Annotated in this window: 20 protein-coding genes and 1 tRNA gene; 18 read left to right on the top strand and 3 right to left on the bottom strand. The window is 62.0% G+C overall.

Annotation, left to right across the window (positions count from 1 at the left end; all coding sequences use genetic code 11):
• Nucleotides 1-133: 133 nt before the first annotated feature.
• The 6 genes from nirJ to F1002_RS12420 all read left to right on the top strand — a co-directional run bounded on the left by nirJ (nucleotide 134) and on the right by F1002_RS12420 (nucleotide 4775).
• Complete coding sequence (gene nirJ / locus F1002_RS12395) at nucleotides 134-1273, top strand: heme d1 biosynthesis radical SAM protein NirJ (protein ID WP_150429363.1); 1140 nt, start codon at nucleotides 134-136, stop codon at nucleotides 1271-1273.
• Nucleotides 1270-2868 carry a nitrite reductase gene (locus F1002_RS12400; protein ID WP_150429364.1) on the top strand — a complete coding sequence of 533 codons (1599 nt, stop codon included), beginning with the start codon at nucleotides 1270-1272 and terminating at the stop codon, nucleotides 2866-2868. The genes nirJ and F1002_RS12400 overlap by 4 nt, the downstream gene beginning before the upstream one ends.
• Nucleotides 2869-3049: 181 nt before the next feature.
• Nucleotides 3050-3134 (top strand) — tRNA-Leu (locus tag F1002_RS12405).
• 98 nt (nucleotides 3135-3232) lie between these two features.
• On the top strand, nucleotides 3233-3802 hold the full coding sequence (locus F1002_RS12410; RefSeq protein ID WP_150429365.1) for a pseudouridine synthase: 570 nt from the start codon (nucleotides 3233-3235) through the stop codon (nucleotides 3800-3802).
• The gene (locus F1002_RS12415) at nucleotides 3802-4245 is read left to right on the top strand and encodes a DUF192 domain-containing protein (RefSeq protein WP_150429366.1); all 444 of its coding nucleotides are present in this window, start codon (nucleotides 3802-3804) and stop codon (nucleotides 4243-4245) included. Before F1002_RS12410 ends, F1002_RS12415 begins: the two co-directional genes overlap by 1 nt.
• A complete protein-coding gene (locus tag F1002_RS12420) occupies nucleotides 4245-4775 on the top strand; it encodes a chorismate lyase (protein WP_150429367.1) in 531 nt (176 codons plus the stop codon). Before F1002_RS12415 ends, F1002_RS12420 begins: the two co-directional genes overlap by 1 nt.
• 377 nt (nucleotides 4776-5152) lie before the next feature.
• On the opposite strand, the gene F1002_RS12425 is transcribed toward F1002_RS12420, so the two are convergent.
• The 3 genes from F1002_RS12425 to xseA form a co-directional block, all read right to left on the bottom strand.
• Nucleotides 5153-5689, bottom strand: a complete 537-nt coding sequence (locus F1002_RS12425; RefSeq protein ID WP_150429368.1) for a YkgJ family cysteine cluster protein — start codon at nucleotides 5687-5689, stop codon at nucleotides 5153-5155.
• Nucleotides 5690-5771: 82 nt separating this feature from the next.
• The gene (locus F1002_RS12430; RefSeq protein ID WP_150429369.1) at nucleotides 5772-6356 is read right to left on the bottom strand and encodes a superoxide dismutase; all 585 of its coding nucleotides are present in this window, start codon (nucleotides 6354-6356) and stop codon (nucleotides 5772-5774) included.
• Nucleotides 6357-6395: 39 nt separating this feature from the next.
• Entirely contained in the window at nucleotides 6396-7748 is a 1353-nt protein-coding gene (gene xseA / locus F1002_RS12435) for an exodeoxyribonuclease VII large subunit (RefSeq protein WP_150429370.1), read from the bottom strand.
• Between the two features lie 284 nt (nucleotides 7749-8032).
• Here xseA and F1002_RS12440 point away from each other — a divergent pair, with 284 nt between their 5' ends.
• From F1002_RS12440 to F1002_RS20990, 12 genes are all read left to right on the top strand, one after another.
• Complete coding sequence (locus F1002_RS12440; protein WP_150429371.1) at nucleotides 8033-8638, top strand: MotA/TolQ/ExbB proton channel family protein; 606 nt, start codon at nucleotides 8033-8035, stop codon at nucleotides 8636-8638.
• 3 nt (nucleotides 8639-8641) lie between these two features.
• The gene (locus F1002_RS12445; protein WP_150429372.1) at nucleotides 8642-9055 is read left to right on the top strand and encodes a biopolymer transporter ExbD; all 414 of its coding nucleotides are present in this window, start codon (nucleotides 8642-8644) and stop codon (nucleotides 9053-9055) included.
• On the top strand, nucleotides 9055-10056 hold the full coding sequence (gene lpxK / locus F1002_RS12450; protein WP_150429373.1) for a tetraacyldisaccharide 4'-kinase: 1002 nt from the start codon (nucleotides 9055-9057) through the stop codon (nucleotides 10054-10056). Before F1002_RS12445 ends, lpxK begins: the two co-directional genes overlap by 1 nt.
• The gene (locus F1002_RS12455; RefSeq protein ID WP_150429374.1) at nucleotides 10037-10213 is read left to right on the top strand and encodes a Trm112 family protein; all 177 of its coding nucleotides are present in this window, start codon (nucleotides 10037-10039) and stop codon (nucleotides 10211-10213) included. Before lpxK ends, F1002_RS12455 begins: the two co-directional genes overlap by 20 nt.
• The gene (kdsB, locus tag F1002_RS12460; protein WP_150429375.1) at nucleotides 10213-10998 is read left to right on the top strand and encodes a 3-deoxy-manno-octulosonate cytidylyltransferase; all 786 of its coding nucleotides are present in this window, start codon (nucleotides 10213-10215) and stop codon (nucleotides 10996-10998) included. Before F1002_RS12455 ends, kdsB begins: the two co-directional genes overlap by 1 nt.
• 75 nt (nucleotides 10999-11073) lie before the next feature.
• Nucleotides 11074-11727 (top strand): adenylate kinase, encoded by a 654-nt coding sequence (adk, locus tag F1002_RS12465; RefSeq protein ID WP_150429376.1) that lies wholly within the window; start codon nucleotides 11074-11076, stop codon nucleotides 11725-11727.
• A gap of 10 nt (nucleotides 11728-11737) precedes the next feature.
• On the top strand, nucleotides 11738-12997 hold the full coding sequence (locus F1002_RS12470) for a 6-phosphofructokinase (protein WP_150429377.1): 1260 nt from the start codon (nucleotides 11738-11740) through the stop codon (nucleotides 12995-12997).
• A gap of 29 nt (nucleotides 12998-13026) precedes the next feature.
• Nucleotides 13027-15081, top strand: coding sequence for a sodium-translocating pyrophosphatase (locus F1002_RS12475; RefSeq protein ID WP_150429378.1), 2055 nt, complete (start codon nucleotides 13027-13029; stop codon nucleotides 15079-15081).
• A 104-nt stretch (nucleotides 15082-15185) separates the two neighbouring features.
• Nucleotides 15186-17363, top strand: a complete 2178-nt coding sequence (locus tag F1002_RS12480; protein ID WP_150429379.1) for a type I secretion system permease/ATPase — start codon at nucleotides 15186-15188, stop codon at nucleotides 17361-17363.
• Complete coding sequence (locus tag F1002_RS12485; RefSeq protein WP_150429380.1) at nucleotides 17360-18775, top strand: HlyD family type I secretion periplasmic adaptor subunit; 1416 nt, start codon at nucleotides 17360-17362, stop codon at nucleotides 18773-18775. The genes F1002_RS12480 and F1002_RS12485 overlap by 4 nt, the downstream gene beginning before the upstream one ends.
• On the top strand, nucleotides 18775-19392 hold the full coding sequence (locus F1002_RS12490) for a response regulator transcription factor (protein ID WP_150429381.1): 618 nt from the start codon (nucleotides 18775-18777) through the stop codon (nucleotides 19390-19392). Before F1002_RS12485 ends, F1002_RS12490 begins: the two co-directional genes overlap by 1 nt.
• Before the next feature lie 117 nt (nucleotides 19393-19509).
• A partial coding sequence (locus tag F1002_RS20990; RefSeq protein WP_191090390.1) for a retention module-containing protein occupies nucleotides 19510-20900 on the top strand: 1391 nt, incomplete at its 3' end.

The raw sequence follows: 20900 nt of genomic DNA on the forward strand, positions 1-20900 counted from the left end.
AATCGCGATGACCGCCCTTGAATCTTTCGTCGGGGTTTGCACGAAACCGGTTGCTGGCATAGCGTTGATACACGTCAAGGTTACCGGGGCGGCCTTGCGCTGCAATAGCATCCATTCTCGACAAAGGGTTTTCATGTTTCGCATCTCCCAATACATGCAGGAAATCGCGGCACCGTCGCCACTCGGTCCCAAACGCAATCCACCCGGTCCCGTCGTGATCTGGAACCTGATCCGGCGCTGCAACCTGACCTGCAAGCACTGCTATTCCATTTCGGCCGATACCAACTTCCCGGGGGAGCTGTCCTATGCGCAGGTCTGCACCGTGATGGACGACCTCAAGGCGTTCCGGGTGCCGGTGCTCATCCTGTCGGGCGGTGAGCCTCTGCTGCGGCCGGATATCTACGATATCGCCAAGCGTGCCAAGGCCATGGGTTTCTATGTCGGGCTGTCGTCCAACGGCACGCTGATCGACGAAACGAACATCGACCGGATCGCCGAGTGCGATTTCAACTATGTCGGGGTATCGCTCGACGGCTTGGGGGCTACCCACGACAAGTTCCGGCGCCTGGACGGTGCTTTCGAAGCCTCGCTCAAGGGCATCCGCCTGTGCCGCGATCTCGGTCTGAAGATCGGCGTCCGCTTCACGATGACCCAGGACAATGCCCACGACCTGCCCGGCTTGCTCAGGCTGGTCGAGGATGAGGGGATCGATCGCTTCTATTTTTCGCACCTGAACTACGCCGGGCGAGGCAACAAGAACCGCAAGGACGACGCACAGCACAAGCTGACGCGCTGGGCGATGGACCTTCTGTTCGATACCTGCTGGGACTACCAGCAGCGCGGCCTGGAAAAGGAATTCACCACGGGCAACAACGATGCCGACGGTGTCTACTTCCTGCACTGGGTGCGGGCCCGCTTTCCCGACAAGGCGGCACACGTCGAGGCCAAGCTGCGCCAGTGGGGCGGCAATTCGTCGGGGATCAACGTCGCCAATATCGACAATCTCGGCAATGTCCATCCCGACACCATGTGGTGGCACCACACCCTGGGCAACGTCAAGGAGCGGCCGTTCTCGCAGATTTGGCCCGATACCTCGGATGCCCTGATGGCTGGCCTCAAGCGCTATCCGCGCGCAGTCGAGGGGCGTTGCGCCACCTGCGCTTACCTGCCGATCTGCAACGGCAATACCCGTGTCCGCGCCCAGCAGTTGACCGGTAACCCCTGGGCCGAGGACCCCGGCTGCTATTTGAGCGACGAGGAGATTGCAGTATGAATCTGAAGACCTTGGGCAAAGTGCTCATTCCCGCCGGCTTCGCGGCCTGCACGCTGTTCGCGATGGCAGACCTGGCGCAGGCAGCCGACGCGCCGGCCGCCTACAAGCAGCACTGCGCCTCCTGTCACGGCGAAGCCCGCCTGGGCGGCCTCGGGCCGGCGCTGATTCCGGAAAACCTGGCGCGCCTGCGCAAGGGCGAAGCTGAAAAGGTGATCAAGGATGGTCGCCCGGCGACGCAAATGCTCGGTTTTGGCGACCGCCTGTCGGCCGACGAGATCAAGGCGCTGGTCGACTACGCCTATACGCCGATCAAGCCGATGCCGGCCTGGGGTGAAAAGGAAATCACCGCCTCGCGCATGGTATTGGAGCCGAAGCCCTTGCCCGACAAGCCGGTTTTCAAGGCCGACCCGCTCAACCTCTTCGTTGTGGTCGAGAGCGGGGATCACCATGTCTCCATCCTCGATGGCGACAAGCTCGAGCCCATCCACCGCTTCCAGTCCCGTTTCGCGCTGCACGGCGGCCCGAAATTCACACCGGATGGGCGTTATGTCTTCTTCGCCTCACGCGACGGCTGGATCACCAAGTATGACCTGTGGAATCTCAAGGTCGTTGCCGAGGTGCGGGCCGGCATCAATACCCGCAACGCGGCGGTGTCGGGCGACGGCAAGTGGGTGGCGGTGGCCAACTATCTGCCGCACAGCCTGGTCATCCTCGATGCCGACCTGAATCTGAAGAAAATCCTGCCGGTGGCCGACAAGGACGGCAAGGTGACTTCGCGCGTCTCGGCTGTCTACGACGCCAGCCCCCGCCAGAGCTTCGTCGCCGCGCTGAAGGACGTCAAGGAGGTCTGGGAGGTGTCGTACAACCCCAAGACTGACGACATTCCGGCCGGCATGATCCACGATTTCAAGTACAAGGAAGGTGCCTTCGTCCCCGGCTTCCTGAACCCGATGCGCACGCAACTGGACGATTACCTTGATGATTTCTACTTCACCCAGGGCTACGACGAAGTGATGGGGGCATCGCGCAACGACGCGAAGAGCGCGGTAAGCGGACAGGTCGTCAATCTCGATGCGCGCAAGAAGATCGCCGATCTCGAACTGCCCGGCATGCCGCACCTCGGCTCCGGCATCAGCTGGAAATGGAAGGATTCGGGCGGCCAGGAGCGCACGGTGATGGCCACCCCGAACCTCAACGAAGGCGTCATCAGCATCATCGACATGCATACCTGGAAGACGGTCAAGCAGATCAAGACGCGCGGTCCCGGCTTCTTCATGCGCAGCCATGAAAACAGCCGTTACGCCTGGACCGATTCGATGATGAGCCGCGAGTTCAAGGACACCATGCAGTTGATCGACAAGGAGAAGCTCGAAGTTGTCGCCGAACTGAGACCGGAGCCGGGCAAGACCTTTGCCCATGTCGAATTCACCCGTGACGGCAAATACGTCCTGGCCAGCCTGTGGGAAATGGACGGTGCGCTGATCATCTACGATGCCGTGACGCTCAAGGAAGTGAAGCGCCTGCCGATGAAGAAACCGGTCGGCAAGTACAACGTCTGGAACAAGATTACCAAGTCCGAGGGTACCAGCCACTGAGGCATTGCCCGAGTCGTTATGCTTGGTAAGGCCCCGCCGACGGCGGGGCTTTTTCGTTTACAGGAGGCGTGGGCGGAGGAAAGCGGAAATTTGCGCCCAGCCTGTTAACGTGCCGCCGGTTTTTGGTTAGAATCGTGCCCCCTTCGATGTATCCCGCATTCCGGCCATGCCGGTTGTTCCAGCCTTGGTGGTGAAATTGGTAGACACGCTATCTTGAGGGGGTAGTGGCGCAAGCTGTGCGAGTTCGAGTCTCGCCCAAGGCACCAATTGCTTTTGCCGATTCCGGCGAGCATGGCACGCAGGATACTGTTCGCTGTCGAAATCGGCGAAAATCGGGGTTTCCTCAGGTTTTCGCCGCTGCGTCGTGTCTTCCCTTCTCCTGTTCAACAAGCCCTACGGTGTTCTCAGCCAGTTTACGCCGGAGGGAAAGTGGCGGGCGCTGAACGAGTTCATTCCCGTCAAGGGCGTCTATGTGGCCGGTCGGCTCGATGCTGACAGCGAGGGGCTGCTGCTGCTCACCGATGACGGGAAGTTGCAGGCGAGGATCGCCGACCCGAAACACAAGCTGGTGAAGACCTACTGGGCGCAGGTCGAAGGGATTCCGGACGAGGCGGCACTGGATCGTTTGCGTGGCGGCATAAAACTTGCCGACTTCACGGCACAGCCCGCCGAGGTACACCGGGTGGATACTCCCTCGGGGCTGTGGGAGCGCGATCCGCCGATTCGCTTCCGGGCGGCGATTCCGACCTCCTGGCTGGAAATCCGGATTTCCGAGGGCAAGAATCGCCAGGTTCGGCGGATGACCGCCGCCATCGGGTATCCTACGTTGCGGCTGATTCGGGCCGCGATCGGTGCGGCCACCCTGGAAGGCCTGCCACTCGGGGAGTGGCGCCGGATTGACGGCGGCTACAAGGAATTGCAAGGACTGTTGTGATGAACAAGATCGTGATGGCCGGACTGGCCGTATTGACCTTCGCCGGGGGCGCTTTGGCGCAATCGGCGATGCCGGTGCTCGAACTGACCAGCGGCATGTATCGTATCGAGGCCGAGGTCGCTGCGACCGACCCGCATCGTCAGCTGGGCCTGATGAATCGCAAGAGCATGCCGCCGCAGCGCGGCATGCTGTTCGTATTCAATCATGAAAACACCCACTGCATGTGGATGCGCAACACTCTGCTGCCCCTGTCGGTGGCCTTCATGGATGCCGGCGGTACGATCATCAATATCGAAGACATGCAGCCGCAGACCGAGGACAACCACTGCGCGCGTCGCCCGGCGCGTTTTGCGCTGGAAATGAATGTTGGCTGGTTCGCCCAGCGCGGTATCAAGCCGGGCGCCAGGATTTCGGGCATCGACAAGGCACCGCGTCCGCAGTAATGAAGCGCAGCAACTGGCGGTCGCACCTCGCCGGCGGGCCGCAATCCCCCGTTTTGCGTTCGTGGCTGACCGAGCCAGGTTCGCTTACCGCGCGTTGCCTTCAATCCAGCCAGCGCTTCGGCGTTCGCCTGTTGCAATTCGGCAAGGGCAAGGCGCTTGCCGACGAAGCCATCGATGGCGGCTGCGATGGAGCATTGGCCTGGGTGCGCGAGGTCGAGCTCATCTGCGATGGCCGACCGGTTATCTTCGCCCACACCACGCTGGCTGCTTCTCGAAATGGTCGTCTGACGCGCTGGATGGCGCGTCTAGGCTCGCGTTCGCTGGGTTCGCTGCTTTTCGCCTACCCAGGTTTCAGCCGGGGACAAATCGAATTCCTGCGCCTTGACGACCGTCATCCGCTGTATCGAAAAGCGGCTGCCCGGTACTCGCTGCCTCGGCATCTCTGGGCACGACGTTCGTTGCACAGGCTGGATGGTCAGCAGGTTCTGGTGACCGAAGTATTTTTGCCGGACATACTGGGCCTCGGTTAGCGTCCAGCAAAAAGCCTGTCAAAAAATGCTGGCCTGGAGTTGGCGCAAATCAAACCGTTCTAAAGATAAATTCAATGGCGATTTTTCTGTCGAAATCGCCATCTGAAGAACAGGCGCTGTTGCAAGTTACACGTGCGCTCGTCAAAAAAAGGCACCCTCGACCGAAAAAAGTGATCGCAAAAGCCGCCGGCCTACCGGGCGAAACTCCTGTTTCAACCCATGGTGGCGGAAATGAGGACGCAGGGTGTTCGGCTTGCACGCTCAGAGGCTGAACCGGGTTGTATTCCAGCGGCTCGCTGCCACGCGGGATGTTGTGAGGCTGGACAGCCCTCTCCGGTGGATCGACGAAGCATGCGTGCAGGGGGGCGGGCCGGGCTTTAGCTGCGTCTGTTGCCCTGCTTTTTGATGGATAGCGTCACCAGGAACGGGAATTCATCGTCTGCGGACTGGGTGATTCGAAAGGCGGGGCCGAGGGTAGTGGCGATCCGGGCTTTCAGCGCCTTGAGGTCGACCGCTTCGCAGCGCAGGTCGGCGATGAGATCGCCCTGGTCTTCGTAGACCGGGAAATCGGTACAGCCAACAGGTTTCAGGTGCTGGCCGTAGATTCGGCACGAACCATGGGCATCGTCGTAGGCCGGGCAGGGTTTGCCGTGCACGTAGTAGCGCCCGCCACTTTCGCGGATTTCCTCGGGACCTTTGCCGCAAGACAGCGCTTTGTCAAAGGTCGGCCGCGATTCCTGGAGGTGCCAGAGCGTTTTGATCTGCTTCCACTCCAGGTCGAGAACCAGCGTTTCAAGTTTGCAGCAAGGCTGCGAACAGCCCGGACAGTGCGGAATGATCTCGGCAGTCTGGTAGGCCGCGGCAGCGGCGGCCAGTTCTTTGGCGAGAAGGCGGCGGGCGTTCGGTGGGGGCATCTGGAGACGGGCAAGGGATGGTGCGGCAGGGGGAACAAAAAAGGGAGCCCGACGGCTCCCTTTTTTTGCTTCAACGGATCGATCAGGCGAAGTTGGCTTCGGCGAAAGACCAGTTGACCAGATTGTTCAGGAAGGTTTCGACGAACTTCGGACGCAGGTTGCGGTAGTCGATGTAGTAGGCGTGTTCCCAGACGTCGACGCAGAGCAGGGCCTTGTCGCCGGTGGTCAGCGGGGTGCCGGCGGCGCCCATGTTGACGATGTCGACGGAACCGTCGGCCTTCTTGACCAGCCAGGTCCAGCCGGAGCCGAAGTTGCCGACGGCGGAGGCCTGGAAGGCTGCCTTGAAGGCGTCCAGCGAGCCCCACTTGGTGTCGATGGCGGCAGCCAGGGCGCCGGTCGGAGCGCCGCCGCCGTTCGGCTTCATGCAGTTCCAGAAGAAGGTGTGGTTCCAGACCTGGGCGGCGTTGTTGTAGATGCCGCCGGCCGGGGCCTTCTTGACGATGGCTTCGAGGTCGAGGGCTTCGTATTCGGTGCCCTTGATCAGGTTGTTCAGGTTAACGACGTAGGCGTTGTGGTGCTTGCTGTAGTGGTAGTCGAAGGTCTCGGCAGACATGTGCGGAGCCAGGGCGTCCTTGGCGTACGGCAGCTGGGGCAGTTGATGTTCCATGGGTATTCTCCGTTGTATTTAAGGGGTGAAACGAAAATTCTAGTCAGCTTCCGGTCCCGCGACAACCCGATCCACCGTTGCCATGGCGGCGCCTTGGGCAAAACTCAAGCGAAGGGTGTCACCGGGGGTCAGATCGATGGCGTTTCGGACTGCGCGACCGTCCGGGCCGATGGCCAGCACGTAGCCGCGTTGCAGAACGGCATGCGGGTCCAGTTGCTTCAGACCGCTGGCGAGTGAATTAAGTTTCCCGGAATAGTCGGAAATTTGCCAGGCGACCTGTTTGCCGAGTCGGTAGCGGGCATGCCTTACCCGATCGTCGAGTCGATATAGGCGTGGGCGCGCGCCCAGCTGGCGCTGCTGCAGGGCGTCGGTCAGCAGGTGCAGGCGGCCGATTTTGCCTTGCCAGGCGTGCGCCAGCCGCTTGCCAAGCATGCCGACTTCCTGCCGGCGCTGGCGCAGGCGGTCGGCGGGATGGGTCAATCGGGAACCCAACCAGTCCAGCTGCTGATGAAGATCGGCCAGGGATCGCTCGGTATGTCGCTGCAACCGGGTTTCGAGCCGTTCCAGATGGGCGAGCAGTGCGTCGCGGTCGGGGCTGACCAGTTCGGCTGCGGCGGTGGGCGTCGGGGCGCGCAGATCGGCCGCGAAATCGGCAATGGTGAAGTCGGTTTCGTGGCCGACGCCGGAAACGACCGGAATCTTGGAGGCGCGTATGGCGCGGGCGACGCATTCTTCGTTGAACGACCAGAGGTCTTCGATGCTGCCGCCGCCGCGACACAGAATCGTGACATCGCAATCGCTGGCGCCGGCTTGCCCGACGGCTTCGGCGATCCGGATCGCAGCACCATCACCTTGTACCGGCGTGGGGAAGAGGGTGATGCGCAGATGCGGCGCCCGGCGATGCAAGGTGGTCAGCACGTCGCGCAAGGCGGCGGCCTGCGGGCTGCTGACGATGGCGACATGGCGGGGAAACTCGGGCAGCGGGCGCTTGGCGTCGGCGGCGAAAAGGCCGTCGGCCTCAAGTTGCGCCTTGAGCTTGAGAAAGCGCTCGAACAGGTCGCCCTGACCGGCTCGCCGGATGGCTTCGATATTGAGCTGGAATTCGCCGCGCGGCTCGTAGAACGAGACGAGCGCGCGGGCCTCGATCTTCTGGCCGTTTTCGAGGCGCCAGCCGAGCAGCTGTGCGCGATTGCGCCACATCACGCAGCGCACCTGGGCCGAAGCATCCTTCAGCGAAAAGTAGACATGGCCGGATGCGGCGTACGTCAAGTTGGATATTTCGCCGCTGACCCACGTGAGCGGAAAGGCAGTTTCGAGGCAGTCGCGGACCAGTCGATTGAGGCTGGAAACGGTGAGTACGGAATGGCCGGCAGGCGGGGTTGGCATCGACATCCCGCCATTGTAGCGCGTGACCGGTAAAACGCGTTCAGGCTTGACAGATTGAGAATCATCTAAGTGATTGATTTTTATATGTGACAAACGATATGCCTCGTTTTTTGGCAGAGCAGGCAAAGTCCTTTGGTAGAGGGGGTTTAGCACGCTTGATGACAAGAGATTCACAGACTTATCCACAGGTTTTGGGGATAAGCCGCGGAACCCCCGGTTGTCCGCCGCTTGCCCTGATACGGGGGGCAGGGCAAAATTGCAGGCTAAATTTCCACCGAGGATTGGCACACGTGATTGAAATCGTAAAGGCGGCCGGCTGGCCCATTTGGCCCCTGCTGCTGGCATCAGTGATCTCCGTAGCCCTGATCATCGAGCGTCTGGTTGCCTTGCGCCGCGTCAAGGTGGTGCCTGCCGGTTTGCTGCAACGCGCGGTGGGCGAGTTCAAGCGTGGCGCCAACAACGACAAGCTGCTGGAAGAGTTGGAGCGCCATTCGCCGCTCGGCCGTGTCCTGTCGGCGGGCCTGCGCAACGTCAATGCCTCCCGCGAGATCATGAAGGAGTCGATCGAGGAATCCGGTAATGCCGTTTCGCATGACCTCAATCGCTACCTGACGACGCTCGGCACCATTGCCTCGATCAGCCCGCTGATGGGCCTGTTCGGCACCGTGGTCGGCATGATCGAAATCTTCGGTTCCCAGTCGCCGACGGGAACCAATCCCCAGCAACTGGCACACGGTATCTCGGTGGCGCTGTACAACACCGGCTTCGGTCTGGTCATTGCCATTCCCAGCCTGATCTTCTGGCGCCACTTCCGCGCCTTGGTCGATGGCTTCGTGGTCGAGATGGAGCAGCAGGCTGTCCGTCTCGTCGAATACATGCACGGCGACCGGACCTGAGCGATGAATTTTCAGCGCGGCCGTGGCCGGGAAGAGCCGGAAATCAACCTGATTCCGTTGATTGACGTATTGCTGGTGATCATCATTTTCCTGATGCTGACCACCACCTACGCCAAGTTCTCGGGACTGGAAATCAATCTGCCCACGGCCGATGCCAGCAAGCAGGCCGAACAGCCGAACGAAGTCAGTGTCGCGGTGACGGCCAGCGGCCAGGTGCTGATCAACAAATCGCCGCTGGCGGCTTCCGACGTCAAGAGCATTGCCGATGGCCTGCGTCGTGCCGCAGGCGGTCGGGAAGACCCGTTGATCGTCATCAATGCCGATGCCAAGGCGACCCACCAGAGCGTCGTCGATATCATGCAGGCGGCGCAAACGGCGGGCTATCCCCATATCTCGTTCGCGACACAGAATCGCTGATGTTCGGGCGCTGGTTGCAGCGGCAATGGTTTGAACGACGCCGGCTGACGCCGGCGTTGTGGCTTTTTGCTCCCCTGGCGGCTGTCTATGCTGGCTTGAGTTGCCTGAATCACCTGTTCACCAAGCCAAGGCGCCTGTCGGTTCCGGTCGTGGTGGTTGGCAACATCACCGTGGGCGGGGCAGGCAAGACGCCGCTGACCCTGTGGCTGGCCGGTCAACTGCGTCAGCGTGGCTGGCACCCGGGGGTGGTGAGTCGCGGTTACGGTCGCTCCGGGGACGAGGTGCGTGCGGTGCATGCTGATTCCAAGCCGGAGGCCGTTGGCGACGAGCCGCTGCTGATCGCCCGGCGCAGCGGCCTCCCGGTATGGGTCGGACGCAGCCGGGCGGTAGCCGGCGAAGCCTTGCTCGCGGCGCATCCGGAAGTCGATATCGTGCTCTGCGACGACGGCTTGCAGCACCATGCATTGGCCCGAGACGTCGAACTGGCTGTCTTTGATGCCCGTGGCGCAGGCAACGGCTGGCGCCTGCCCGTGGGGCCGCTCCGCGAGCCGCTGTCGCGTCTGGCCTCGGTCGATGCAATCGTTTGCAACGGCGCTTCCAGCATTGCTTCCGGTGCCTGCGTTCCGGTCTTCGACATGCTTCTGAGCCCGGGGCCTTTTTATCGCCTGGACGATCCCATTCGGACTTGCACAGCCGAAGCGCTGCGCCAGCGGGGCAGGTTGTTCGCCCTGGCCGGCATCGGCAATCCGGAACGATTTTTCGCGACCTTGAAGGCATTGGGTCTGGATTGCGAAGCACATCCTTTTCCGGATCATCACCGCTACACAGCGGAGGATCTGGCCTTTGCCGCAGGCGGCATCCTGCTGATGACCGAGAAGGATGCAGTAAAATGCACCAATCTACCGGTGGGCGAGGCATGGGTCTTGCCCGTCGAGGCCGAGCTGTCGTCGGCCCTCATTGATTACATCGTGGAGAAAGTCCGTGGACGCCAGGTTGCTTGATATTCTCGTTTGCCCGATTTGCAAGGGTAATCTCGAACACCGCAAGACCGAGAAGGAGCTGGTTTGCAAGCCGTGCAAGCTGGCTTTTCCGATCCGCGACGACATTCCCATCATGCTCGAGGACGAGGCACGGCAGTTGCCTGCGGACGCGCAATAATGTCCGGGCTGGCCTTCAAGGTCGTCATACCTGCCCGCTACGCGTCGACGCGCCTGCCGGCCAAACCGCTGCTCGATCTTGGCGGCAAGCCGATGGTCGTTCGGGTGGCCGAGCGGGCACGCCTGTCGGGCGCCGAGGAAATCTGGGTTGCGACTGACCACCTTGAGGTGCGCGCCGCTGCCGAAGCGCACGAAGTGGCTGCCGTGATGACGCGCAGCGATCACGCGACGGGCACCGATCGCCTCGCCGAGGTGGTCGAGCAGCGTGGCTGGGGGAGCGACACCATCATCGTCAATGTGCAGGGCGACGAACCGCTGATCGAGCCGGAGGTCATCCTGCAGACGGCACGCCAGCTGGCGGTCAGCGGGGCCGATATCGCGACGGTGGCGCATCCGATCACCGACGCCGCCGATTTCTTCAATCCGAACGTGGTCAAGGTCGTTTGCCGGGCTGACGGCGATGCCGCCTATTTTTCGCGGGCGCCGATTCCGTACGCTCGCGACCACTTCGCCAGCGAGGGGGGCGGCAAAACCCTGCCGGCCGGTTTTCCGGCCTATCGCCACGTCGGGTTGTACGCCTACCGGGCCAGCTTCCTGAAGGCCTATGCCGGCCTGTCGGTGGCGCCCACCGAGCAGTTCGAATCGCTCGAACAACTGCGTGCCCTGTGGCACGGCTACCGCATAAGCGTGACGCTGATCGATGCTGCGCCGGCACCCGGCGTCGACACGCCGGAGGATGCCGAACGGATGCGCAAACTGTTTGACCGTGCCGGAAATAGCGAGTAATTTTGAAATTTCATCGAACGGCCGCAATGACGGCCGACAACAAGAATTCCGAGTCAAAAACCAGAGGGACTATTCATGAAGTTGATTTTGTTGGGCGCTCCGGGCGCCGGTAAGGGAACGCAGGCTACTTTCATCAGCAAAGAGTTCGGTATTCCGCAAATTTCCACCGGTGACATGCTGCGTGCCCAGGTCAAGGCAGGCACCGCGCTCGGCCTTGAAGCCAAGAAGCACATGGATGCGGGCGGCCTGGTGCCGGACGCCGTCATCATCGGCATGGTCAAAGATCGCCTGACCCAAGACGACTGCAAGAACGGCTACCTGTTCGACGGTTTTCCGCGCACCATTCCGCAGGCTCAGGCCATGAAGGACGCTGGTGTGCCGATCGAGTTCGTCCTCGAAATCGATGTTCCGGACAGCGACATCGTCGAACGCATGGCGGGCCGCCGCGCCCACCTGGCTTCCGGCCGCACCTATCACGTCAAGTTCAACCCGCCGAAGGTCGAAGGCAAGGACGACGTGACCGGCGAGCCGCTGGTCCAGCGTGACGACGACAAGGAAGAAACGGTCAAGAAGCGCCTGGAAATCTACCACTCGCAAACCAAGCCGCTGGTCGACTTCTACAGCAAATGGGCAGCCGAAGGCGATGCCAAGGCACCGAAGGTGCGCAAGGTTGCCGGCGTCGGCAACGTCGATGCGATCACCAAGAGCGTTTTCGACGCCCTGAAATAAGGAGCGACAGATGGCGGCGAAAAATGCCTTCTACGCACAGTCAGGGGGCGTTACCGCCGTTATCAATTCGACGGCGTGCGGCCTGATCCAGGAAGCACGCCGCCATCCTGAGCGGATCGGGAAAGTCTATGCCGGGCGCGACGGCATCATCGGTGCGCTGACCGAAGACCTGATCGACACCAGCCTCGAATCCGACGAGGACATTGCTCGCCTGCGCCATACGCCGGGTGGCGCCTTCGGTTCCTGCCGCTACAAGCTGAAGAGCCTCGAACAGCACAAGGCACAGTACGAACGCCTGATCGAGGTGTTCAAGGCGCACGACATCGGCTATTTCTTCTACAACGGCGGCAACGATTCCATGGATACGGCCTGGAAGGTGTCGCAGATTGCCGAAAAGATGGGCTATCCGGTAGTTTGCGTCGGCGTGCCGAAGACGGTCGATAACGACCTGCCGCATACCGATTGCTGCCCCGGTTTCGGTTCGGTCGCCAAATATGTCGCAACCTCGATTCGCGAAGCCGGCTATGACGTCGCCTCGATGGCGCGTACGTCGACCAAGATTTTTGTCCTCGAAGTGATGGGACGCCACGCCGGCTGGATCACCGCTGCTTGCGGTCTGGCTTCCGGCAAGCCCGGCGAGCCGCCGCACATCCTGCTGTTCCCGGAGGTGCCCTTCGATCCGCAACGTTTCCTGGCCCGTGTCGATGAGTGCGTCAAACAATACGGCTACTGCACGGTGGCCGTGTCGGAAGGTTTGTCGGATGCCGATGGCAAGCTGATCGCCGAGTCCGGCACCAAGGATGCCTTCGGGCACTCGCAGCTGGGAGGCGTCGGCCAGGTTGTCGCACAGCTGATCAAGGACAAGTTGGGCTACAAATACCATTGGGCGCTGGCCGATTACCTGCAGCGTTCGGCTCGCCATTTGGCCTCAAAGACCGACATCGAGCAGGCGCACGCCTTGGGCGTTGCCGCCGTCGATCTGGCCTTGCAGGGCAAGAACGCGGTAATGGCAACGATCCAGCGCCTGGCCGACAAGCCGTATCGCTGGCAGATCGGCGATGCGCCGCTGGCCGAGATCGCCAATGTTGAACGCAAGATGCCGCCGGAGTTCATCTCGCCGGACGGCTTCCATATTACCGAGGCCTGCCGGACCTACCTGCAGCCCTTGATTGCCGGCGAGGAGCCGCCGCCCTACCGCGACGGTTTGCCGGATTACATCCGCTTGAAAAATATGGCTGTGCCGAAGAAGCTGGAGGCATTCGCCGTGTGATTTTTTTGTAAGCCACGGAGGGGAGTGTGATGAGTACAGCGTTGTTACTGGCGCTCGGTTGCGCCGTGTTGGCTGTTCTGTATGGCTGGATTTCCAGTCAACAGATTCTCGCGTTGTCGGCCGGCAACGACCGCATGAAGGAAATCGCCAAAGCTATCCAGGAGGGAGCCGAAGCGTATCTGAGCCGACAGTACAAGACGATTGCGATCGTCGGTGTCATTCTCTTCCTCGTCATCGGCCTAGTGCCCAAGCTGGGCTGGCTGACCGCTTTCGGTTTCCTGATCGGTGCCGTGTTATCCGGTGCTGCCGGCTTCATCGGCATGAACGTCTCCGTACGCGCCAACGTGCGCACCGCCGAGGCTGCCCGCGGCGGCATTGCCCCGGCCCTTGCGGTGGCCTTCAAGGGCGGCGCCATTACCGGCATGCTGGTGGTCGGTCTGGGGCTGCTCGGTGTTGCGGGCTACTACGCCTTCCTCAAGGCGACGGTGGGTGGTGCCGACCTGCATCATGTCATCGAACCGCTGGTCGGTCTGGCCTTCGGCTCCTCGCTGATCTCCATCTTCGCCCGTCTCGGCGGCGGCATTTTCACCAAGGGTGCCGACGTCGGCGCCGACCTGGTGGGCAAGGTCGAAGCCGGCATTCCGGAGGACGATCCGCGCAACCCGGCGGTGATTGCCGACAACGTCGGCGACAACGTCGGCGACTGCGCCGGCATGGCGGCCGACCTGTTCGAGACCTACGCGGTGACCGTTGTCGCCACCATGGTGCTGGCAGCGCTGACCATCAAGCAGTTCGCCGGCCTCGGTGAAAACCTGGTGCTCTACCCGCTGGCGCTCGGTGGTGTTTCCATCATCGCTTCGATTGTCGGTTGCATGTTCGTCAAGACCACCGAAGGCGGCAAGATCATGGCTGCCCTCTATCGCGGTCTGATCGTCGCCGGTGTGCTGGCGCTGGCTGCCTATTATCCGATCACCTCCTGGCTGATCGGAGCAGGTGACGCAGCGGCCAAGATCACGACTGCCTCGATGTTCGGCTGTTCGGTCGTCGGTCTGGTACTGACGGCGGCGCTGGTGTGGATCACCGAGTATTACACCGGCACCGACTACGCCCCGGTCAAGCACGTCGCTTCGTCGTGCCAGACCGGCCATGCGACCAACATCATTGCCGGCATCGGTATCTCGATGAAGGCCTGTGCCCTGCCGGTCCTGTCGGTCTGTATCGCCATCTACGCCGCCTACGCGATGGGCGGCTTGTTCGGTATCGCCATCGCCGCGACGTCCATGCTGTCGATGGCCGGGATTGTCGTTGCCCTCGATGCCTATGGTCCGATCACCGACAACGCCGGCGGCATTGCCGAGATGGCCGAACTGCCGAAGGATGTCCGCAATGTGACCGACCCGCTGGATGCGGTGGGCAACACCACCAAGGCGGTGACCAAGGGTTACGCCATCGGTTCCGCCGGCCTGGCCGCACTGGTGCTCTTCGCCGACTACACGCACGGCCTGGAGGCTGCCGGATTGACGGGTATCAGCTTCGATCTGTCGAACCACATGGTGATCATTGGCCTCTTCATCGGCGGGCTGATTCCCTATCTGTTCGGTGCCATGGCCATGGAAGCGGTTGGCCGTTCGGCTGGCGCCGTGGTCATGGAAGTGCGCCGCCAGTTCAAGGAAATCCCGGGCATCATGGAAGGCACGGCCAAGCCGGATTACTCCCGTGCTGTCGACATGCTGACCGTGGCAGCCATCAAGGAAATGATGATTCCGTCGATCCTGCCCGTCGCCGTGCCGATCGTTGTCGGCCTGGCACTCGGCCCGCAGGCGCTGGGCGGCCTGCTGGTTGGCACCATTGTGACCGGCCTGTTCGTCGCCATTTCGATGACGACGGGCGGGGGAGCATGGGACAACGCCAAGAAGTACATCGAAGACGGCCATTTCGGCGGCAAGGGCTCCGATGCGCACAAGGCGGCGGTGACTGGCGATACGGTCGGCGATCCGTACAAGGATACGGCGGGTCCGGCCGTCAATCCGCTGATCAAGATCATCAATCTGGTGGCCTTGCTGATTGTGCCGTTGATGGCCTGATTTCTTCCGCCCAAACGAAAAGGCGGCTTCGGCCGCCTTTTTACATTTCTTTGGGCTTGTTGAGCAAAGCCAAGCTAGAATCGCAAAAACTGCATGGGAGTGGCATGAGCGAGGATACAAGCAGGTCTACAGGGATTGGGGCGACAGGATTGCGGGAAGACATACTGCATCATGATCCGCTGCTGGACTGCCTGGTCGAATTAACCCGTATCCATGGCCGCCCCAGCACGCGGGCGGCGTTGGTGTCGGGTCTGCCGCTCCAAAATGGTGTTCTCTCGCCCTCTCTGTTTGCCCGCGCCGCAGGTCGTGCCGGACTGTCGGCCAAAGTGAGCCGTCGACCGCTTGAGCGTATCGACGAGTTGCTGTTGCCGGCCGTGTTGTTGTTGGCAAACGAGGAGGCCTGCGTGCTTCTCGGAGGGGATGAGGCTGGCGAGAATGTCCGCCTCCTTTTCCCGGAAACCGGGCAGGGCTCGGTGCTGATGACACGCGAGGCCCTGGCAGCCCGTTATACCGGTGTCGCCATCTTCGCTCGCCCGCATTTCCGCTTTGATAGCCGCACACCACAGGTCGGCGAGGTCAAGTTGCGCCACTGGTTCTGGGGAACCTTGAGCGAGCAATGGCCGGTTTATCGGGATGTGCTGGGCGCGGCGCTGCTGATCAACCTGCTGGCACTGGCCATGCCCTTGTTCACCATGAACGTCTATGACCGCGTGGTGCCCAACCGCGCGATAGAAACGCTCTGGGTACTCGCTCTGGGCGTGATTCTGGTCATTGGCGTCGACATGATGCTGCGCTTGCTGCGCGGCTATTTCATCGATCTGGCTAGTGCGCGGATCGACATGCAGTTGTCGGCGCGCATCATGGAGCGCGTTCTCGGCGTTCGCATGGAGGCGCGGCCAGCGGCGGTTGGGGCGTTTTCGTCCAACCTGCGTTCGTTCGAGTCGGTGCGCGACTTCATCACCTCGGCGTCGGTAACGGCCTTCATCGACCTGCCGTTTGCCCTGCTGTTCGTGCTGGTCATCGCATTGATCGCCTGGCCCCTGGTCCTGCCGGTGTTGTTGGCGCTCGTTATCGTCGTTGTCTATGCCTATGTGCTGCAACACAAGATGCACGCGCTTTCGGAGACGACCTATCGGGCCTCTGCCCAGCGCAGCGCGACGCTCATCGAAAGTCTGACCGCGCTGGAAACAATCAAGACGCAGGGGGCCGAGGGCGTCATGCAGTCCAAGTGGGAAAAGTCGGTTTCCTTCGTGGCGCGGGTCAACAACCAGATGCGCTTCCTGTCGGCTGCGGCAACCAACGGTGCCATGGAAATCCAGCAGATCGTCAATGTGGTGGTGGTGATTGCCGGGGTTTACCTGATTGCCGACGGCAAGCTCAGCATGGGCGGCCTGATCGCCTGCACCATGCTGACTTCCCGCGCGGTGGCGCCGCTCGGGCAAATGGTCGGTTTGTTGATGCAGTATCACAATGCCAAGGTCGCGCTGACCTCGCTTGAGCAGATCATGAACAACCCGGTGGAGCGGCCGAGCGAGGCCAATTTCGTCCATCGGCCGGAGTTGCGTGGCGATATCGAGTTCCGCGATGTTCACTTCAGCTATCCCAATTCCCAGATTGCCGCCCTGAAAGGCTTGAATTGCAAGATCAGTGCCGGTGATAAGGTCGTCGTCATCGGGCGGGTCGGCTCGGGCAAGACCACCTTGCAGAAATTGCTGCTCGGGCTTTACCTGCCGACCGAAGGCGCGGTCAGCATCGACGGGGTCGACCTGCGGCAGCTCGACCCGGCCGACCTGAGGCGCAATGTGGGTTACGTGGCGCAGGATCTGACACTCTTTTACGGCACGCTGCGCGAGAACATCGCCATTGGGGCGCCTTACGCTGACGATGCGGCCATCGTCGCCGCTGCCGAGGCGGGCGGCTTGACCGATTTCGTCAATCGTCACCCGGACGGTTTCGACATGATGATCGGCGAGCGGGGCGATTCCCTGTCCGGCGGCCAGCGGCAAGGTGTGGCCATTGCTCGTGCCTTCCTGATGGATCCGCCGATTCTGCTGCTTGACGAACCGACCAGCGCGATGGACTTCTCTTCCGAGCAGCAGTTCAAGGAACGGCTGCGCAGTATGGCCGCCCACAAGACCGTGCTGATCGTGACCCATCGCAACAGCCTGCTCGACCTGGCTACGCGGGTCATTGTCGTCGATGACGGCAAGATCGTTGCCGACGGGCCGCGCGATCAGGTCATCCAGGCCCTGCAGAGCGGCCGGGTAGGGAGGGCCGCATGAGCCGCCTGAAGAATATCGGGGCTGCCATTCACGGCTGGCTGGAAAAGACCGCTGAGCGGGGCGCGCCTCATGTCGAGAAAGTACTCGGGCGCCTGCCCAGTCGCGAGGAGATTGACGCGGTCGATTTCGCCACCGACGCCGATCTGGCCATCCTTCGCCAGGAGCCGTTGCGCGCACGGGTTTTGTTGCGATCGATCGGGATCGTTTTTGCCGCCTTCGTCCTCTGGGCGGCCGTGGCGCAGCTCGACGAGGTAACGCGTGGCGACGGCAAGGTCATTCCATCGCGCCAGATTCAGGTGCTGCAAAGCATCGACGGGGGACTGGTGTCGGAAATCCTGGTCAGGGAAGGTGAGGTCGTCCAGCAGAACCAGTTGTTGATCAAGATCGACGAGACTCGATTCGTGTCCTCGGTAAAGGAAAACCAGGCCCAATATCTCGGACTGGTGGCCAAGGCGGCCCGCCTCAAGGCGATTGCCGACGGCAAGCCTTTCGCGCCGCCGCCGGAGGTGCTCAAGGTCGCACCCGAGATCGTCGCCCAGGAGCGCCAGTACTACGAGGCGCGTACCGACGAAATGAATGCCTCGGTATCCATCGCCCGGCAACAGCTTGCCCAGCGCCATCAGGAACTGAACGAGGCGCAGGCCAGGCGCGCCCAAGCCAGCCAGGGCTACGAGCTGACTTCGAAGGAACTGGCGGTGACCAAGCCCCTGATCAACTCCGGGGCGATTTCGGAGGTCGAGGTGTTGCGTCTCGAACGCGACGTGTCGCGCTATCGTGGCGAGCGCGATATGGCTTCGGCGCAGATCTCGCGGGTCCAGGCCGCGATCAACGAGGCGCAGCGCAAGATCGAGGAGGTTGAGCTGACCTTCCGCAACGACGCCAGCAAGGAATTGTCCGAAACGACCGGCAAGCTGAACAGCCTGGCCGAAGGCAGCGTCGCGCTGTCCGACCGCGTCAAGCAGTCGTCGATTCGCTCGCCGGTCAAGGGGACGGTCAAGCGACTGCTGGTCAACACGGTGGGTGGCGTCATCCAGCCGGGCAAGGACATGATCGAGATCGTGCCGCTCGAAGACACGCTGTTGCTTGAGGCGCGGGTCCAGCCGCGGGATATTGCCTTCCTGCGACCGGGGCAGCCGGCCATGGTCAAGTTCTCCGCCTACGATTTCTCGGTCTACGGCGGTCTGGAGGGAACGCTCGAACATATCGGTGCCGACTCGGTCATGGACGAGAAGGGCAATGCCTTCTACACCGTGCGCGTGCGGACCAACAAGGCGGGATTCGGCGATGCCAACCTGCCGATCATTCCGGGCATGGTGGCAGAGGTCGATATCCTGACCGGAAAGAAGAGCGTGCTGACCTATCTGATGAAGCCGGTGCTGCGTGCCAAGAGCGTGGCACTGACGGAGCGCTGATGAATCATTGTTTTGTGGATCGCGATGCCTTGCCGTTATCGACCTGGCTTGAGGCTTTTCCCCAGGCCAGGGTTGTGCGGCGTGATCAGCTTGTCTTGCTTCCTGCCGACGAGCCAGTCGTGCTCTGGGTTCGTCAGCGTAGCGGCGAAGCGCTTGATGCTGCCATGCCGACGGCGGCGCTGGCAGCATGGCAGTTGCTGGTTTTGCTGGCCGACGAACCGGACGAAGAGGTCGTGGCCGATGCGCTGGGTCGGGGTGCCTCCGGTTGCTGCAACACTCATGCGGCTCCGGAAGTCTTGCAGCAGGTCGCCCTGGTGGTGGGAAACGGCGGCCTGTGGGTAGGTCAATCCTTGCTGCGCCGGCTGGTCGGAGGAACGTCGCGCGCACTTGCCGCGCGTAGCGAAAGGCCGCCGCGGGTCGATTGGTCGACCGTGCTTTCCGAGCGTGAAGTCCAGGTGGCGCGACTCGTTGCGGGTGGCGCCAGCAATCGCGAAGTGGCCGAACAGTTGTCGATTACCGAACGGACGGTCAAGGCGCACATGTCGGCCATCTTCGAGAAACTCGGCTTGCGCGACCGGCTGCAGCTTTCACTGAGGATCAACGGCGTCCAGGTTTGAGCGCCGGGCGTGGAATTGCTCACGCTTTTTTACAATAACTGTACTTTGGTTCAATAGCCGGCCGGGGCGCCGCTCCCTACACTCTGAGTATTGCTAATTAGTGTGTGGAGTCAGGTCATGGCACAAGCCCAAATCATCGCCAAGGTTTCCGTTCTGTCCGGTCAGGCTTTTGCCCGAGACAGTGCCGGTAACATGCGTCGCCTCAAGCTGGGCGATGCGATTCGCGAGGGCGAAAGCGTTGTTGCCGCCCAGGGTGCCAACGTTGTGCTGGCGCTGGCCGATGGCCGTGAACTGAATGTCCGCCCGGGCGAAACCGCCCGGATCGATGCCGAAGTCGCCGCCGCCGTTCCCCCGGATGCCTCCGACAGCGCGCTGACCAACAATCCGCAGGGTTTCCAGAAAATTACCCAAGCTCTCCAGTCGGGCAACAACCTGGACGACCTGCTCGAAGACACCGCTGCTGGCGCCGGGCCGCAAGGCGGCAACGAAGGCCATACCTTCGTCGAATTGCTGCGTATCGTCGAAACTGTAGATACGCAAGCCTATCAGTTCGGCACGGATCGCGGTCGTCCGCTCGAGACCATCGAGGGGGCGCCGCTGATTACCACTGTTTCGGGTACGACAGCCGTTCCCGAAAAGCCGACGGTCAGCATTCCGGATACCAATAATCCGGGTGCTGCCGATGGCGACAAGACCGTTGCCGAAAGCAGCGGTCCGGTGCCGGGTACTTTCACGATTACCGCCCCGGCCGGCCTGGCCAGCCTGAGCATCGGCGGGCAGAGCTTTACCGCCGCCCAGCTGGCCGATCCGGTCTACCTTGCGGCGCATCCGGTCAATACGGGCGAGGGCATCCTGACCCTGCAGGGATACAATCCGCTGACCGGCATCGTCAGCTATACCTATGATCCGTTCGTGCAAAATCACAACGGCCCGGTCATCGACAATATTCCGGTCGTGGTCACCGACAGCGCCGGCAACAGCACGCCGGACAGCCTCGATATCACCATCACCGACAGCAAGCCGGTGGCGGTTGCTGACACGGCGAGCATCACTGAAGACGCGGTATCGAACACGGTGAGCGGCAGCGTGCTGACCGGTGCGGGTGCCGACACGGTCGGTGCCGACACCAACGCCACCCCGGTGACGGCGGCCAGCCCGACGCTGAGCTACGGCAGCCTGGTCCTGAATAGTGACGGCAGCTACACCTACACGCTGAACAACGCCAACCCGACGGTCAATGCCCTGAAAACCGGCGAGACCCTGACCGACACCTACACCTACACCCTGACGGACGGCGACGGCAGCACGACGACGGCGACGCTGACCATCACCATCAACGGCCACACCGACGGCGTGCCGAGCATCACCCCGGTCGATGGCAACGGCGCAGCGACGGGCCAGGCGACGGTCAACGAAATCGGCCTGATCACCGTGGCGAACACCTCGGAGAGCACGAGCGGGACGATCACGGTGACGGCACCGGACGGCCTGAGCAGCGTGACGGTTGG

This window comes from Dechloromonas sp. CZR5 (assembly GCF_008711155.1).
Lineage (GTDB): Bacteria > Pseudomonadota > Gammaproteobacteria > Burkholderiales > Rhodocyclaceae > Azonexus.

What these genes read in the sequence shown, in the direction of transcription:
- nirJ (WP_150429363.1), top strand. Translation starts at nt 134, where the DNA reads ATGTTTCGCATCTCCCAATACATGCAGGAAATCGCGGCACCGTCGCCA.
- F1002_RS12400 (WP_150429364.1), top strand. Translation starts at nt 1,270, where the DNA reads ATGAATCTGAAGACCTTGGGCAAAGTGCTCATTCCCGCCGGCTTCGCG.
- F1002_RS12415 (WP_150429366.1), top strand. Translation starts at nt 3,802, where the DNA reads ATGAACAAGATCGTGATGGCCGGACTGGCCGTATTGACCTTCGCCGGG.
- F1002_RS12420 (WP_150429367.1), top strand. Translation starts at nt 4,245, where the DNA reads ATGAAGCGCAGCAACTGGCGGTCGCACCTCGCCGGCGGGCCGCAATCC.
- F1002_RS12425 (WP_150429368.1), bottom strand. Translation starts at nt 5,689, where the DNA reads ATGCCCCCACCGAACGCCCGCCGCCTTCTCGCCAAAGAACTGGCCGCC.
- F1002_RS12430 (WP_150429369.1), bottom strand. Translation starts at nt 6,356, where the DNA reads ATGGAACATCAACTGCCCCAGCTGCCGTACGCCAAGGACGCCCTGGCT.
- xseA (WP_150429370.1), bottom strand. Translation starts at nt 7,748, where the DNA reads ATGTCGATGCCAACCCCGCCTGCCGGCCATTCCGTACTCACCGTTTCC.
- F1002_RS12445 (WP_150429372.1), top strand. Translation starts at nt 8,642, where the DNA reads ATGAATTTTCAGCGCGGCCGTGGCCGGGAAGAGCCGGAAATCAACCTG.
- lpxK (WP_150429373.1), top strand. Translation starts at nt 9,055, where the DNA reads ATGTTCGGGCGCTGGTTGCAGCGGCAATGGTTTGAACGACGCCGGCTG.
- kdsB (WP_150429375.1), top strand. Translation starts at nt 10,213, where the DNA reads ATGTCCGGGCTGGCCTTCAAGGTCGTCATACCTGCCCGCTACGCGTCG.
- adk (WP_150429376.1), top strand. Translation starts at nt 11,074, where the DNA reads ATGAAGTTGATTTTGTTGGGCGCTCCGGGCGCCGGTAAGGGAACGCAG.
- F1002_RS12470 (WP_150429377.1), top strand. Translation starts at nt 11,738, where the DNA reads ATGGCGGCGAAAAATGCCTTCTACGCACAGTCAGGGGGCGTTACCGCC.
- F1002_RS12475 (WP_150429378.1), top strand. Translation starts at nt 13,027, where the DNA reads ATGAGTACAGCGTTGTTACTGGCGCTCGGTTGCGCCGTGTTGGCTGTT.
- F1002_RS12480 (WP_150429379.1), top strand. Translation starts at nt 15,186, where the DNA reads ATGAGCGAGGATACAAGCAGGTCTACAGGGATTGGGGCGACAGGATTG.
- F1002_RS12485 (WP_150429380.1), top strand. Translation starts at nt 17,360, where the DNA reads ATGAGCCGCCTGAAGAATATCGGGGCTGCCATTCACGGCTGGCTGGAA.
- F1002_RS12490 (WP_150429381.1), top strand. Translation starts at nt 18,775, where the DNA reads ATGAATCATTGTTTTGTGGATCGCGATGCCTTGCCGTTATCGACCTGG.